9 protein-coding genes are annotated in these 14,610 nt (G+C 72.4%); 3 read left to right on the top strand and 6 right to left on the bottom strand.

Going from position 1 to position 14,610, the window contains the following annotated elements; all coding sequences use genetic code 11:
- Positions 1 to 23: 23 nt before the first annotated feature.
- From pepN (JJV70_RS03145) to pepN (JJV70_RS03135), 3 genes are all read right to left on the bottom strand, one after another.
- Positions 24 to 2,591 carry an aminopeptidase N gene (gene pepN, locus JJV70_RS03145; RefSeq protein WP_219046084.1) on the bottom strand — a complete coding sequence of 856 codons (2,568 nt, stop codon included), beginning with the start codon at positions 2,589 to 2,591 and terminating at the stop codon, positions 24 to 26.
- A gap of 136 nt (positions 2,592 to 2,727) precedes the next feature.
- Entirely contained in the window at positions 2,728 to 3,726 is a 999-nt protein-coding gene (locus JJV70_RS03140) for a hypothetical protein (RefSeq protein ID WP_219046083.1), read from the bottom strand.
- Between the two features lie 158 nt (positions 3,727 to 3,884).
- Complete coding sequence (gene pepN / locus JJV70_RS03135) at positions 3,885 to 6,497, bottom strand: aminopeptidase N (RefSeq protein WP_219046081.1); 2,613 nt, start codon at positions 6,495 to 6,497, stop codon at positions 3,885 to 3,887.
- A gap of 251 nt (positions 6,498 to 6,748) precedes the next feature.
- On the opposite strand from pepN (JJV70_RS03135), the gene JJV70_RS03130 reads away from it, so the two are divergent.
- Complete coding sequence (locus JJV70_RS03130) at positions 6,749 to 7,378, top strand: disulfide bond formation protein DsbA (RefSeq protein ID WP_374227239.1); 630 nt, start codon at positions 6,749 to 6,751, stop codon at positions 7,376 to 7,378.
- Positions 7,379 to 7,542: 164 nt separating this feature from the next.
- Here JJV70_RS03130 and JJV70_RS03125 read toward each other — a convergent pair whose 3' ends face one another.
- The gene (locus tag JJV70_RS03125; RefSeq protein WP_219046078.1) at positions 7,543 to 8,187 is read right to left on the bottom strand and encodes a superoxide dismutase; all 645 of its coding nucleotides are present in this window, start codon (positions 8,185 to 8,187) and stop codon (positions 7,543 to 7,545) included.
- Between the two features lie 175 nt (positions 8,188 to 8,362).
- The gene (locus JJV70_RS03120) at positions 8,363 to 9,778 is read right to left on the bottom strand and encodes an amino acid permease (protein ID WP_219046076.1); all 1,416 of its coding nucleotides are present in this window, start codon (positions 9,776 to 9,778) and stop codon (positions 8,363 to 8,365) included.
- Between the two features lie 281 nt (positions 9,779 to 10,059).
- Between JJV70_RS03120 and JJV70_RS03115 the strand changes: the two genes are divergently transcribed.
- Positions 10,060 to 10,659 (top strand): biotin transporter BioY, encoded by a 600-nt coding sequence (locus JJV70_RS03115; RefSeq protein WP_219046074.1) that lies wholly within the window; start codon positions 10,060 to 10,062, stop codon positions 10,657 to 10,659.
- A 160-nt stretch (positions 10,660 to 10,819) separates the two neighbouring features.
- On the opposite strand, the gene JJV70_RS03110 is transcribed toward JJV70_RS03115, so the two are convergent.
- Positions 10,820 to 13,450 (bottom strand): valine--tRNA ligase, encoded by a 2,631-nt coding sequence (locus JJV70_RS03110; protein ID WP_374227238.1) that lies wholly within the window; start codon positions 13,448 to 13,450, stop codon positions 10,820 to 10,822.
- Between the two features lie 136 nt (positions 13,451 to 13,586).
- Here JJV70_RS03110 and JJV70_RS03105 point away from each other — a divergent pair, with 136 nt between their 5' ends.
- A complete protein-coding gene (locus JJV70_RS03105) occupies positions 13,587 to 14,573 on the top strand; it encodes a hypothetical protein (protein ID WP_219046070.1) in 987 nt (328 codons plus the stop codon).
- The last annotated feature ends 37 nt before the right edge of the window (positions 14,574 to 14,610 follow it).

Below are 14,610 nucleotides of genomic sequence, written 5' to 3'. Positions count from 1 at the left end.
CCCGGCTACGGGGCGGCGCGGGGTCAGGCTGCCTGGCGGTCGGCCTCCTGGGCGGCCAGGGCGCGGGATACGCCGGCGCGGGATTCCGAGACCAGGCGGCGCAGGGCGGCGCTCGCGGACGTGGCGGAGGCGAACCACGCGTCCGTCGCGTCCAGCGTCTCCCGCGAGACCAGCAGCGTCGGGTACAGACCGATCGCGATCTGCTGCGCCATCTCGTGGCTGCGCGACTCCCACACCCCGGTCAGCGCCTCGAAGTAGCGCGCGGTGTACGGCGCGAGCAGCTCGCGCTGGTCGGCCTGGACGAAACCGGCGATGACGGCTTCCTGCAGGGCGTTGGGCAGCTGGTCGGACTCCACCACCCGCGCCCACGCCTCGGCCTTCGCCGCCTTCGTGGGCCGTGCCGCGCGCGCCGTCGCCGCGTGCCGCTCGCCCGCCGACGTCGCGTCGCGCTCCAGCTCCGCGGCGATCTCCGGCTCGTCCGCCCGGCCGGTCGCGGCCAGCCGCAGCAGCAGCGCCCAGCGCAGCTCGGTGTCCACCGCCAGCCCGTCAATCGTCCGGGAGCCGTCCAGCAGCCCGGCGAGCAGGTCCAGCTGCGCGTCGGTGCGGGCGACGGCGGCTAGCGCCCGCGCCCACGCCAGCTGGTGGTCGCTGCCCGGCTCGGCGGCCAGCAGGTGCTTCTCGGCCGCCTCCGCCCAGCGCCGCAGGCCCTCCTCGCGCCACTGGGGCGCCGCGTACAGCTCCAGCGCCAGCTTGATCTGCCGGTGCAGCGACTGCACGACGCCGATGTCGGACTCCTTGCCGATCCCGGACAGCACCAGCTCCAGGTAGGAGCGGGTGGCCAGTTCGCCGTCGCGCGTCATGTCCCACGCCGACGCCCAGCACAGCGCGCGCGGCAGCGACTCGGTGAAGTCGCCCAGGTGCTCGGTGACCGTCTCCAGCGACCGCGGGTCCAGGCGTACCTTCGCGTACGACAGGTCGTCGTCGTTGAGCAGGATGACCGCCGGACGCGCGCGGCCCGCCAGCTGCGGCACCTCGGTGACCTCCCCCTCGACGTCCAGCTCGATGCGCTCCTCGCGCACCAGCTTGCCCGCCTTCAGCTCGTACAGGCCGATCGCGACGCGGTGCGGACGCAGCGTGGGCTCACCCGTGGCGCCCTGGGGCAGCGCGGGTGCCTCCTGCCGCACCGCGAAGCTCTCGATGACGCCCTCGGCGTCCACGGCGAGCTCCGGACGCAGCACGTTGATCCCGGCCGTCCGCAGCCACGCCTTCGCCCAGGCGCCCAGGTCGCGCCCCGAGGTCTCCTCCAGCGCGCCGAGCAGGTCGCTCAGCCGCGTGTTGCCCCAGGCGTGGCGCTTGAAGTACGCCTGCACGCCACGGAAGAACGCGTCCGTACCGACGTAGGCGACGAGCTGCTTGAGCACCGAGGCGCCCTTGGCGTAGGTGATGCCGTCGAAGTTGACCAGCACGTCGTCCAGGTCACGGATCTCGGCCATGATCGGGTGGGTGGACGGCAGCTGGTCCTGCCGGTAGGCCCAGGTCTTCATCTGGTTGGCGAAGGACGTCCACGCGGCGGGCCAGCGGCTGCCGGGCGCGTGCGCCTGGCAGGCGATCGAGGTGTAGGTGGCGAACGACTCGTTCAGCCACAGGTCGTTCCACCACTCCATGGTGACCAGGTCGCCGAACCACATGTGGGCCAGCTCGTGCAGGATCGTCTCCGCCCGCGCCTCGTAGGCCGCGTCCGTCACCTTGGAGCGGAACACGTACTGGTCGCGGATGGTGACGGCGCCCGCGTTCTCCATCGCGCCCGCGTTGAACTCCGGCACGAACAGCTGGTCGTACTTCTCGAAGGGGTAGGCGAAGTCGAACTTCTCCTGGAACCAGTCGAAGCCCTGCCGGGTGACGTCGAAGATCGCGTCGGCGTCCAGGTACTCGGCCAGCGACGGGCGGCAGTACAGGCCCAGCGGCACGCTGCGGTCCGCGCCCTCCCAGGTGCTGTGCACACTGTGGTAGGGACCGGCGATCAGCGCGGTGACGTAGGTGGACAGGCGCGGTGTCGGGGCGAACCGCCACACCCGCTCCTCGGGCTGCGGCGTCGGCGAGTTGGAGATCACCGTCCAGCCCTCCGGGGCGGTCACGGTGAACCGGAACGACGCCTTGAGGTCGGGCTGCTCGAAGCAGGCGAACACGCGCCGCGCGTCCGGCACCTCGAACTGGGTGTAGAGATACGCCTGCTGGTCCACCGGGTCCACGAAGCGGTGCAGGCCCTCACCGGTGTTGGTGTAGGCGCAGTCGGCGACGACCGTCAGCTCGTTGGCCCCCTCGGCCACCGCGTCCAGCTGGATGCGCGAGTCGGCGAACACCCGCCCCGGGTCCAGCGCCTCGCCGTTGAGCTGGACCTCGCGCACGGCCGGGGCCACCAGGTCGATGAAGGTGCTCCTGGCCTCGCGGGCGGTGAAGCGGACCGTCGTCGCGGAGCGGAACGTGCCGCCCTCCTGCGCGCCGGACAGGTCGAGGTCGATGACGTAGGCGTCCACGGTCAGCAGACGCGCCCGCTCCTGCGCCTCGTCACGGGTCAGATTCGTCCCAGGCACCTGGTGTGTCTCCTCATCGGTCGGCTCGGGTGTACACCGCGTCGGGCCATCCTTCCACGCGGGGCAACCTCCCGGACGGGCGAGCCCCGCGACCCCGGCACCCTTGGGGCGGGCCGGGTCCCGGCGGGGGCGTGCCTCAGCGGGGGAGCACCACGACATACGCCGCCGGGGGGCGCTCACCGGCCGTCATCAGCGCCGTGCGCACCACGGCCGCCTGCCCGTGCGGATCGTCCCGCAGCCGCAGCGGCGCCAGGTGGAGGAGGGTGATCCCCAGCCGCTCCAGCGTCTCACGGCGGTGGGCGTGCTCGGCCCACAGGTTCCCGCCGTCCTCCCCGGTACGCCGTGTCCCGCGCGCGTCGAGCTCCACCGCGACGCCCTGGCCGGGCCAGTAGGCGTCCACCGCGCACCCGGGCGGGCCGTGCGGCAGCCGCAGCTCCACGTGCCAGCACGGGTCGGGCAGCCCGGCGTCGCGCACCATCGCGTACAGCCGCTCCTCGGCGAGCGCGCGTCCCTCCGCGAGCAGCGAGTCCACGGCGTCCACGACGTGTGCCCGCGACAGCGCCCGCGTCCGGGTCAGCTCGCGCACCAGCGTCTGGGGTTCGCAATGGCCGCCGCGCACGGCCTCCGTCAGCAGCCGCCGCACGGTGACGGCGTCGGTGAGCCGGGCCACGGCGTCAGCCACCGCCCGCGCCACCGGGGCCACCGGCACCCCGCCCGCCTCCTCGGCCACCGGCATCACCCGCGCCCGCGCCACCCGGGCCCAGCCCGTCGAGCGCAGCCGCCGGGTGTGCGGCACGAGGACGTCCACCCGCTCCAGCGCGGCCAGCCGGGGAGCGGCGTCGAACCCGCGCAGCGCCAGCGCCGCGAGCCCGGTGACCATCGCGGGACCCGGCGGCTCGTCGCGCTGGGCGTACCGCAGCACCGCGTGCAGTCGCTCCTCGCCCGACGCGGGGCCGGAGTGCAGCAGGTAGACGCCGGGCAGGGGGCGCTGCCAGGGCCCGCCGGGGCGGCAGCGATCCTGTGCTTCGGCGAGCGGGACGCCCCACGCGCGCAGCGTGCGGACGGTGACGACGCGGCGGCGGACGTCGGACAGCTCGCTGAGGGGGCGGGGAGTGAGCGGCGTGTTGTGCGTCATGCGCCCGGAATTCCCGCCTCCGACCGCCTCCTTAACCCCTGTTACACGCCTGTCGCGGTTTCGGGACGCGCCTGCCCTCAAGGTTTCGGCTTCCCCCGCCACGGCGACCGTGTGTTCGGATTCCGCCCGCCCTCGCCGCCCGCCCCTCGCCGCGCGCCCTACCCCGCCCGGCCCGCCGCCGTGTCGCAGACCTGGCCTGCCAGCGCCCGGGCCAGGTCGTCGCGGGCTTCGAGCACCAGCCGCCGCAGCGCCGGCGGCGCCGTGGACGCCGAGGCCGACAGCCACGCGTCCGTCGCCTCCAGCGTCTCGTGGCTGCTCAGCAGCGCCGGGAACAGCCCGCGCACCACGGACATGCCGATCTCGATGGACCGCTCTTCCCACACCCGCTCGATCGCTGCGAAGTACCGCGTCAGATACGGCTGAAGCAGCTCCCGCTGACCCGGCTGCGCGAAGCCCGCGATCGTGGCGACGACGAGCGCGTTGGACAGTCGGTCGGACTCCACCACGTCCCGCCACGCCTGCTCCTTGACCGTGGCCGACGGACGGGCCGCCAGAGCGCGCACCTGGTGCCGCTTGCCCGAGGCGGTGTCGTCCCGCTCCAGCTCGGCGGCCAGCTCCCGTTCCCCGGCCCGGCCCTGCGCCGCGAGCTGCGCCAGCAGCGTCCAGCGCAGCTCTTGGTCGATCTCCAGCCCGTCCACGCGGGCGGCCCCGGTCAGCAGCTCCTCCAGCAGCCGCAGATCCTTCTCGCTGTCGGCCGTGGCGGCGAAGAAGCGGACCCAGGTCAGCTGGTGGCCGCTGCCCGGCTCGGCCTGGTGCAGCTGGGCGAGCGCCCCCTCGGCCAGCTCCCGCCCGCCCTCGGCCCGCCACTGGGGGGCGGCGTAGTGGTCGAGCGCGGAGTGCGCCCAGGCGTGCACCATCTGCAGGACGCCGACATCGGACTCGCTGCCAGCGTGCCGCAACACCGTGCGCAGGAACTCGCGGGCGGGCAGCAGGCCGTCGCGGGTGAGGTTCCACAGCGCGGACCAGCACAGCGCGCGCGCCAGCGGGTCGGCCACCGCGCTCAGGTGCTCGCGCAGGGTGGCCAGCGAGTCGGCGTCCAGCCGGGTCTTGCCGTAGGTGAGGTCGTCGTCGTTGACGAGAATCAGCTCCGGGCGCCCGGCCCCGGCCAGCTCGGTGACGACGGTGCGCGCACCGGCGACGTCCAGCTCGGCGCGGGCGTAGCGGGTGAGCGGCGCGCCCTCCTCCGCCCGCCGGTACAGGCCGACGGCCACCCGGTGCGGGCGCAGCACCGGGTGCGCGTCCGGCGCCTCCTGGAGCACCGCCAGCTCGGCGATGCGCCCGGCACCGTCGTAGCGCACCTCGGGCGTCAGCGTGTTGACGCCCGCCGTCTGCAGCCAGGCGCGCGCCCACTCGCCCATGTCGCGGCCCGACGTCTCCGACAGCACCGCCAGCAGGTCCGCCAGGCGGGTGTTGCCCCAGGCGTGCCGCTTGAAGTAGCGGCGCGCGCCCTCCAGGAACGCGTCCCGGCCCGCGTAGGCGACGAGCTGCTTGAGCACCGAGGCGCCCTTGGCGTAGGTGATGCCGTCGAAGTTGAGCTTGGCGTCCTCAAGGTCACCGATGTCGGCGGTGACCGGGTGTGTGGTGGGCAGCTGGTCCTGCCGGTAGGCCCACGCCTTGCGCCGGTTGGCGAAGGTGATCCAGCCGCCGGTGAAGCGGGTGGCCTCCACCTGCGCGAAGCTGCCCATGAAGTCGGCGAACGACTCCTTGAGCCACAGGTCGTCCCACCACTCCATCGTCACCAGGTCGCCGAACCACATGTGCGCCATCTCGTGCAGGATGACGTTGGCCCGGCCCTCGTAGGACGCCTGCGTCACCTTGCCCCGGAAGACGAACTCCTCGCGGAACGTCACGCAGCCGGGGTTCTCCATCGCGCCGAGGTTGTACTCGGGGACGAACGCCTGGTCGTACTTGCCGAACGGGTACGGGTAGTCGAAGTGCTCGTGGAAGAAGTCCAGGCCCTGTTTGGTGACGCGGAAGATGTCATCGGCGTCGAAGTGCTGGGCCAGTCCGCGCCGGCACAGGGCGCCGAGCGGAATCTCCAGGGTCTGGCCGCCGGGCAGTTCGCGCCGGTAGGTGTCGGTGACGTGGTGGTAGGGGCCGGCCACCACGGCCGTGATGTAGGTGGAGATGGGCTCGGTGCGGGCGAAGCGCCAGGTGGCCGAGCCGTCCGCGTGCGGCTCCGGGTCGCCGAGGCGGGCGCCGTTGCCGAGCACCGTCCACCGCGCCGGTGCGGTGACGGTGAGGTCGAAGCGCGCCTTGAGGTCGGGCTGCTCGAAGTTCGCGAAGACCCGGCGCGCGTCAGCGGGCTCGTACTGGGTGTAGAGGTAGGTCTCGCCGTCCTCCGGGTCCACGAAGTGGTGCAGTCCCTCACCGGTGCGGCTGTAGGCGCAGGCGGCGTCCACGACCAGCTCGTTCTGCGCCCGCAGCGGGCCGAGGCGCAGCCGGGAGCCGTCGAAGACGCGGTCCACGGGCAGAGCGTCGCCGTTCAGGGTGGCCGAGTGCACGTGCGGGGCGAGCAGGTCCACGAAGGTGGACGCGCCGGGCTCGGCGCAGCGGAAGCGGATCGTCGTCGTCGAGCGGAACGTCCGGACGCCGTCGGCGGGGGCGGGGCCTACGGCCGAGCGCAGGTCGAGCGCGATGTCGTAGCCGTCCACGGTGAGCAGCCTTGCCCGCTCGCGGGCCTCCTCGCGGGTCAGGTTCTCTCCGGGCACGGGGCCGACTCCTTCGTCACGCGCGTCTCGCATATCGAACAACCGGGGTCAGCATGCCATGGGCGCCGCCGCGTGGGCAGGGTGGGCGGAGAGCGGCGGGGAAGGCCGGGCGGGGCGGTGGGAAAGGCTGGGCGGGGCGGTGGGAAAGGCTGGGCGGGGCGGTGGGGATGCCGCGCGGGGGTGGGAATGCCGCGCGCGCCCGGCGCGTTAGGCGTCAGGACTGGTCCGGCCTTTCGAGTGAGGAAGTGAACGTGTCCGAGAAGACCACCGCAGACTTCTGGTTCGACCCGCTGTGTCCGTGGGCGTGGCTGACCTCCCGCTGGATGCTGGAGGTGGAGCAGGTACGGCCGGTCGAGGTGCGCTGGCATGTGATGAGCCTGGCCGTGCTGAACGAGAACAAGCTGGACGAACTGCCCCAGCAGTACCGGGAGCTGCTGCGCACAGGGTGGGGACCGGTACGCGTGTGCGTCGCCGCCGCGCAGAAGTACGGCCCCGAAGTGCTCGGCCGCCTCTACACCGCGCTCGGCACGCGCTTCCACGTGCGCGGCGAGGAGCGGAACGCCGAGACGATCGCCGCCGCGCTGACCGACGCCGGGCTGGAACCGGAGCTGGCGGGCGTCATGGAGAGCACCGAGTACGACGAGGCGTTGCGCGCGTCGCACGCTGAGGGCATCGGCCTGGTGGGCCAGGACGTCGGCACCCCGGTGATCGCCGTCCCGGGTGCTGACGGGCAGCCGCTGGGCTTCTTCGGCCCCGTCGTCACCCCGGCCCCGAAGGGTGAGGCCGCCGGCAAGCTGTGGGACGGCACCCTTTTGGTGGCCTCCACCCCGGGCTTCTACGAGATCAAGCGCACCCGCGACGTGGGACCCGTCTTCGACTGAGGTTCCACCAGCGAGCCGGCCCCGGTCCGGGCCAGCGGAAAATTCCCCGGCTCAGCGGAAGGCCCCGCCGCGCGTCACGTCCGCGCGGCGGGGCCTCCTTTTTCCGCCTGCCTCCGTGAAGGGTGAGAAGACGATCACGAGGCAGGAGTTTCGTGCGGGCGGCGTCAGGGTGCCAGCAGCAGGTTGTGCGCGCGCTCCTTCGCGGCCGTGTACCGCTTGGCGACGTCCTGCCAGTTGACGACGCCCCACATCGCCTCGACGAAGTCCACCTTCTGGTTGCGGTACTGCAGGTAGAACGCGTGCTCCCAGGCGTCGAAGACCAGGACCGGTACCGAGCCCTGGCCCACGTTGCCCTGGTGGTCGTAGACCTGCTCCACGATGAGCCGCCCGGTGACCGGCTCGTAGGCCAGCACACCCCAGCCGGAGCCCTGGGTGGTGGCGGCGGCCTTCGACAGCTGGGCCTTGAACCGGGAGAAGGAGCCGAAGGACTCCGCGATGGCGTCGGCCAGCTCGCCGGTGCCGTCCTTCTCCAGCGGCTCGCCACCGCCGTCACCGGTCATGTTCTGCCAGTAGATGGAGTGCAGGATGTGGCCGGAGAGGTGGAAGGCCAGGCTCTTCTCCAGGCCGTTGATGCCGCCCCACTGCTCTTTGTCCCGTGCCTCGGCGAGCTGTTCCAGGGTGTCGTTGGCCCCCTTCACGTACGCGGCGTGGTGCTTGTCGTGGTGCAGCTCGATGATCTCGCCGCTGATGACGGGCTCCAGCGCGGAGTAGTCGTACGGGAGCTCCGGCAGCGTGTACAGCGTGGTCATGGTGCGTATTCCCCTCCAGCCGTTGTTGCAAATGTATTGCAAGAAGAAGCTACCAGCAACAAGATCGCCGTGATCCGCCCGGACGCGCCGAGGGGGCGGCTCCCGTGACCATTACGGGAGCCGCCCCCTCGGGCGGAGCAGCGCGCGGAGCAGTGCCAGGGCGCCGGTTGTCGGCTCAGCGCCGGGCAGCCGCCAGCCGCTGCCGCAGCAGGCCGATGAGCGCGAGGGCCAGCGTGAGGCCGCCGGTGGCGAACAGCTGCTTGCGGGTCGCGTCGTCGCGGAGCATGAGCACCAGGATGACGGCGATGGCGGCGATGGCCAGCCAGGTCAGCACTGGGAAGCCCCACATGCGCACGACCAGCTTCTCGGGCGCCTCGCGCTCCAGCCTGCGGCGGGTGAGCAGCTGGGACGCGGCGATGAAACCCCACACCACGAGTACCGCCGCGCCGACCATGTTCAGCAGCCAGAAGAACACGGTGTCCGGCCACACGAAGCTGAGCAGCACCGCGACGAAGCCGAAGCAGGACGAGGCGACCACCGCGCGGCGCGGCACGCCGCCGGAGACCTTGCCCAGCGCCGCCGGGCCCTCGCCGCGCCGCACCAGCGAGTAGGCCATGCGCGAGGCGCCGTAGATGTTGGCGTTCATCGCGGACAACAGGGCCACCAGCACCACGACGTTCATCACCTCGGCCGCCGCCGGGACGCCGATGTGGTCCAGCACGGCCGCGTACGGGCCGCTTCCCAGCGACGGGTCGTCCCACGGGATCAGCGTGACGATCACCGCCATCGAGCCGACGTAGAACACCGCGATGCGCCACATCGCGGTGCGCACCGCCTTGGCGACACCGCGCACCGGGTCCTTGGACTCGGCCGCCGCGATCGTCACCGTCTCCAGGCCGCCGTAGGCGAACACCGACGCCAGCAGGCCGACGATCAGGCCCTCGGTGCCCGTCGGCAGAAAGCCGCCGTTGCCGGTCAGGTGGGACATGCCGGGCGCGTCCGTGCCCGGCAGCACGCCGAAGATGGCCAGCAGGCCCAGCACGAGGAACGCGACGATCGCGAAGACCTTCAGCGCGGCGAACCAGAACTCGTACTCACCGAAGTTCCGCACGGAGGCGAGGTTCGTGCCGCAGAAGACGGCCATGAACAGCGCCACCCACATCCACTGCCCGGTGCCGGGCAGCCACCCCGTCATGATCTTCGCCGCCCCGATGGCCTCGGCCGCGACGGCGACGCACAGCAGCACCCAGAAGATCCACCCCGCGGCGAAGCCCGCCCAGGGGCCGATCGCCCGCTCGGCGTGCACGGAGAACGAACCGGAGGCCGGGTGCGCCGCCGACATCTCGCCGAGCATGCGCATCACCAGCATGACCAGCAGCCCGGAGGCGGCGAAGGCGAGGACGATCGCGGGTCCCGCGGCGGCGATGCCCGCACCGGAGCCGACGAACAGCCCGGCGCCGATGACGCCACCGAGCGCGATCATCGACAGGTGGCGCTGCTTGAGGCCGTGCGTCAGCGTGCCGCCGGAGCCCTCGGGGGGAGCGCTGGACGCCGTGGCGGGGGACGCCTCGGTGGTGGGGGAGGAAGCCATGGGAGTCCAAGGGAGGGGGGAGGAGAGGGGGAGGCACGGTGAACGGGGTGCGAACCCAGCTGTTCCACCCGGCCGTGGGCCAGTGTGAGGCAGGGCTCACAACGCTTCAATGGCGCAGATCACCATCGCGCTATCCGGACGCCGACGCGGTGCGCCAGGTCGTGGCCGAACCGGATAACTGTACCGGCAGGCGGTTGTCGTCAACGTCACGGCATGCGGCCACCTCGGTCGGATAGCGTCAACCCGTTGTCCCACCCCCTCACCCGAGCGGAGTAATCCGAATGAGCACCGCCGCAGTCAGCCTCCGTCCGGGCGCCGTCCTCGCCGACGTGCTGCCCGCCGCCACCGCCGCCCGCGCCCGGGTCCGGGACGCGGCCCTGGTCGTCGGCGGTGCCGCGCTCACCGGCCTCGCCGCCCAGCTCGCCGTGCCCGTGCCCGGCTCCCCGGTACCGGTCACCGGGCAGACCTTCGCCGCGCTGCTGGTCGGCGCCGGGCTCGGCGCGCGGCGGGCCCTGCTCTCGCTCGGGCTGTACACCGTCGCCGGTGTGGCGGGCGTGCCGTGGTTCGCCCAGGGGACACACGGCGCGGGCATGCCGTCCTTCGGCTACGTGCTCGGCATGCTGCTCGCCGCCGTGGTGGTCGGGGCGCTGGCCCGGCGCGGCGGCGACCGCGGGGCGCTGCGGACGGCGGGCACCATGGCCGCCGGGACCGCGATCATCTACGCCGTCGGGGTGCCCTACCTCGCGCTGGCCACCGGGATGAGCCTGGGTGCGGCGGTGGCCGCCGGGCTGGTGCCGTTCCTCCTCGGCGACGCGCTCAAGGCCGCGCTCGCCATGGGTGCCCTGCCCACCGCCTGGCGCCTGCTCGACCGCCGCGACTGACGGCCACCACGGCGCACCCGCCGCGCGGGCTCACCGGAGCCCGCGCGGCGGGTGCGGGTGCGCGGCTCCCGGCTGCGGGCCGAGGCGTCCGGCGCACGCCAGGCGGCCCCGCACCGAGTCGGATACGAGCCGGTGCGGGGCCGCTGGGCGGGGACGGGGGTCAGCCCTGCGGCAGGTTCTCCAGCTGGGCTTCGATGCGGGCGATGTCCGCCTCCGCCGTGGCCTTCCGGGCGCGGATCTTCTCCACCACGTGGTCCGGCGCCTTGGCCAGGAACGCCTCGTTGCCGAGCTTGGCCGTGGTCTGCGTCAGCTCCTTGCGGGACGCCTGAAGGTCCTTCGTCAGCCGCCGGTGCTCGGCCGCGAAGTCGATCACGCCGGACAGGTCGAGCGCGACCTTCGCCCCGGCCACCGGCAGCGACGCGGTAGCGGCGAACGCCTCGCCCGCGGGCTCCAGGCGCAGCAGCGCGCGGAACGCCTCCTCGTGCGCGGCCAGCGGCGTCCCGGCCAGCTCCAGCTGGGCGGGCACCCGCTGGCCGGGCTGTAGACCCTGGTCGGCACGGAACCGGCGCACCTCGGTGACCGCCTGCTGGAGTGTGGCGATCTCCTGCTCGGCCGCCGCGTCCCTAAAGCCGCTGTCGGCGGGCCACCGCGTGATCACCAGCGACTCGCCGCCGGTCAGCGTCGTCCACAGGGTCTCGGTGACGAACGGGATGACGGGGTGCAGCAGCCGCAGCATGACGTCCAGCACCTCGCCCAGGACACGCCCGGCGACCTCGGCGGGGCGGCCACCGGCGGCGAACGTCGTCTTCGACAGCTCGACGTACCAGTCGAACACCTCGTCCCACGCGAAGTGGTACAGCGCGTCGGAGAGCTTGGCGAACTGGTAGTCCTCGTAGTACGCGTCGGTCTGCGCGACGACGGTGTTCAGCCGGGAGAGAATCCAGCGGTCCGCGGCTGACAGCTCGGACGCCTGGGGCAGCGGACCCTGGACGGTCGCGCCGTTCATCAGCGCGAACCGGGTCGCGTTCCAGACCTTGTTGCAGAAGTTCCGCGACGCCTGGACCCAGTCCTCACCGATCGGCACGTCAACGCCGGGGTTGGCACCGCGCGCGAGGGTGAAACGCAGCGCGTCCGACCCGTAGGCGTCCATCCAGTCCAGCGGGTTGACGGCGTTGCCGAAGGACTTCGACATCTTCTTGCCGAACTGGTCGCGCACCATGCCGTGCAGCGCGATCGTGCGGAACGGCGGCGTGCCGTCCATGGCGTACAGGCCGAACATCATCATCCGGGCGACCCAGAAGAACAGGATGTCGTAGCCGGTGACCAGTACCGCGTTCGGATAGAACTTCGCCAGGCTCTCGGTGCGCTGTGGCCAGCCGAGCGTCGAGAACGGCCACAGGCCCGAGGAGAACCAGGTGTCCAGGACGTCGGTCTCCTGATGCCACCCCTCACCCGCCGGCGGCTCCTCGTCCGGGCCGACGCACACGGTCTCGCCGTTCGGCCCGTACCAGACCGGGATGCGGTGGCCCCACCACAACTGCCGCGAGATGCACCAGTCGTGCAGGTGGTCCACCCAGCCGAAGTAGCGGGACTCCATCTCCTGCGGATGGATCGTCACCTCGCCACTGCGCACGGCGTCACCGGCTGCCTGCGCCAGCGGACCGACCCTGACCCACCACTGCATCGACAGCCGCGGCTCGATCGTCGTCTTGCAGCGCGAGCAGTGCCCGACCGAGTGCGGGTAGGGCCGCCGCTCCGCGACGATCCGGCCCTCGGCACGCAGCGCGGCGACGATCGCCGAGCGCGCCTCCAGCCGGTCCAGGCCCTGGAACGGGCCGTGCGCGGTGATGACGGCGTGCTCGTCCATCACCGTCAGGCTCGGCAGGCCGTGCCGCTGGCCGATCTCGAAGTCGTTCGGGTCGTGCGCGGGCGTCACCTTGACGGCGCCGGTGCCGAACTCCGGGTCCACGTGCGCGTCGGCGACGACCGGGATGGAACGGTCGGTCAGCGGCAGCTTGACCGTCCGCCCGATCAGGTGGCGGTAGCGCTCGTCGTCGGGGTGGACGGCGACGGCCGTGTCCCCGAGCATCGTCTCCGCGCGCGTGGTGGCGACGACGACGGTGTCCGCACCCTCGCCGTACTTCAGCGAGACCAGCTCGCCGTCCTGCTCGGCGTACTCCACCTCGATGTCCGAGATCGCCGTCAGACAGCGCGGGCACCAGTTGATGATGCGCTCGGCGCGGTAGATCAGCTCGTCGTCGTAGAGCCGCTTGAAGATCGTCTGGACGGCGCGCGAGAGGCCCTCGTCCATGGTGAACCGCTCCCGCGACCACGCGACGCCGTCGCCCAGGCGGCGCATCTGCCCGGAGATCTGCCCCCCGGACTCCGCCTTCCACTGCCACACCCGTTCGGTGAACGCCTCGCGGCCCAGATCGTGCCGGGACTTGCCCTCCTTGGCCAGCTCCCGCTCGACGACGTTCTGGGTGGCGATGCCCGCGTGGTCCATGCCCGGCTGCCACAGCGCCTCGAAGCCCTGCATCCGCTTGCGGCGCGTGAGCGCGTCGATCAGCGTGTGCTCGAAGGCGTGGCCCAGGTGCAGGCTGCCGGTGACGTTCGGCGGCGGGATGACGATCGCGTACGGCGGCTTGTCGCTCTTCGCGTCCGCCTCGAAGTAACCGCGCTCTACCCAGCGCTCGTACAGCGGTCCCTCTACCTCGGCCGGCGCGTACTGGGTCGGCAGGTCGGCAGGTGCGCTGTGCGGAGCCCGGGGGCGGTGCTGAGAGTCGGTCACGCGGGTCAGTGTACGGCGGGCCATGTCATGGTCTCGAACCGGTTTGGGGACCGGTTCGGTCCTGCGCGGGGACGTCCGACAGGATGTACGGACCGCGTCAGCGCATGCGTCGCGCATGCTCCAGGGAGGGAACGTTATGAGCCACCAGCAGCCGCCGCCACAGGGGCCGTACGGGCAGCAACCGCCGCAGCCCGGACCGTATGGCGCGCCCCCGCAGCCGCCCGGCCAGCCTGGCTACGGCTACCCGGGACAGCCCCCCGCTCAGCCCGGCTACCCGCAGCAGCCCCCGGCCCAGCCCGGCTACCCGCAGCAGCCACCGGCTCAGCCCGGCTACCCGCAGCAGCCACCGCCCGGCTACGGCTACCCGGGACAGCCCGGCGCCGCCCCCGGCCAGCCGCCCTACGGTATGCCGCAGCACCCCGGGGGTTACGCGGCGCCGCCCCCGCCCGGCAAGGGCGGCAAGGGCAAGATCATCGGCCTGTCCGTCGGCGCCGTCACCGTCGTCGGCGCGATCGTCGCCGGCGTGCTGCTGCTGGGCGGCTCCGGCTCCGACATCGCCGACGACGGCCCGCACAAGCTGGTGCCGCCGAAGCAGGTGGGGGAGTTCTCCCTCGACGAGAGCGCCAGCGATAACGGCAGCCCCACTGCCGACGACGACTTCCAGCAGACGATGGACTCCCTGGGGGTCGAGGACGCGGAGGACGTCGATGGCGGCTATGCCAACGTCGATACCGAGGACCCTGATCTGACCTCGCTGGCGAGCATGAAGCTGGCGTGGTTCGGCGGCTCCTACGGAGCTGTCGAGGACCCGGAAGGGGCTGTGGACAAGTTCTTCGCGGCCATGCGGGCCAACCACGAGAAGAACGCTGACGACGACAGCGAATTGGTCGGTGACCCGAAGACGGTGTCCCCGGAGGGCTTCGAGGGCGCTGTCATGAAGTGCCAGACCCTGCGGGGCACCGAGGAGGGCAAGACGCTGGAGGCACCGATGTGCTTCTGGGCCGACCGCAGCACGGTCGGGGCGGTCATGATGATCTCGCCCACCGGCGCCGAGGTCAGCCTGGAGGAGGGCGCCCAGTTCACCGCCGACCTGCGCAAGGACGCCCGCGTCCCGGCCGAGTGACGCGCGCCGGAGGTGATGCAAAGGGGCCTGGCCCGAC

The sequence above is a fragment of the Streptomyces sp. JJ66 genome, assembly GCF_019303495.1.
Taxonomy (GTDB): Bacteria; Actinomycetota; Actinomycetes; order Streptomycetales; family Streptomycetaceae; genus Streptomyces.
This window is presented reverse-complemented; position numbering and strand designations above follow the sequence as displayed.

What these genes read in the sequence shown, in the direction of transcription:
- JJV70_RS03140 (WP_219046083.1), bottom strand. Translation starts at nt 3,726, where the DNA reads ATGACGCACAACACGCCGCTCACTCCCCGCCCCCTCAGCGAGCTGTCC.
- JJV70_RS03115 (WP_219046074.1), top strand. Translation starts at nt 10,060, where the DNA reads ATGAGCACCGCCGCAGTCAGCCTCCGTCCGGGCGCCGTCCTCGCCGAC.
- JJV70_RS03120 (WP_219046076.1), bottom strand. Translation starts at nt 9,778, where the DNA reads ATGGCTTCCTCCCCCACCACCGAGGCGTCCCCCGCCACGGCGTCCAGC.
- JJV70_RS03125 (WP_219046078.1), bottom strand. Translation starts at nt 8,187, where the DNA reads ATGACCACGCTGTACACGCTGCCGGAGCTCCCGTACGACTACTCCGCG.
- JJV70_RS03105 (WP_219046070.1), top strand. Translation starts at nt 13,587, where the DNA reads ATGAGCCACCAGCAGCCGCCGCCACAGGGGCCGTACGGGCAGCAACCG.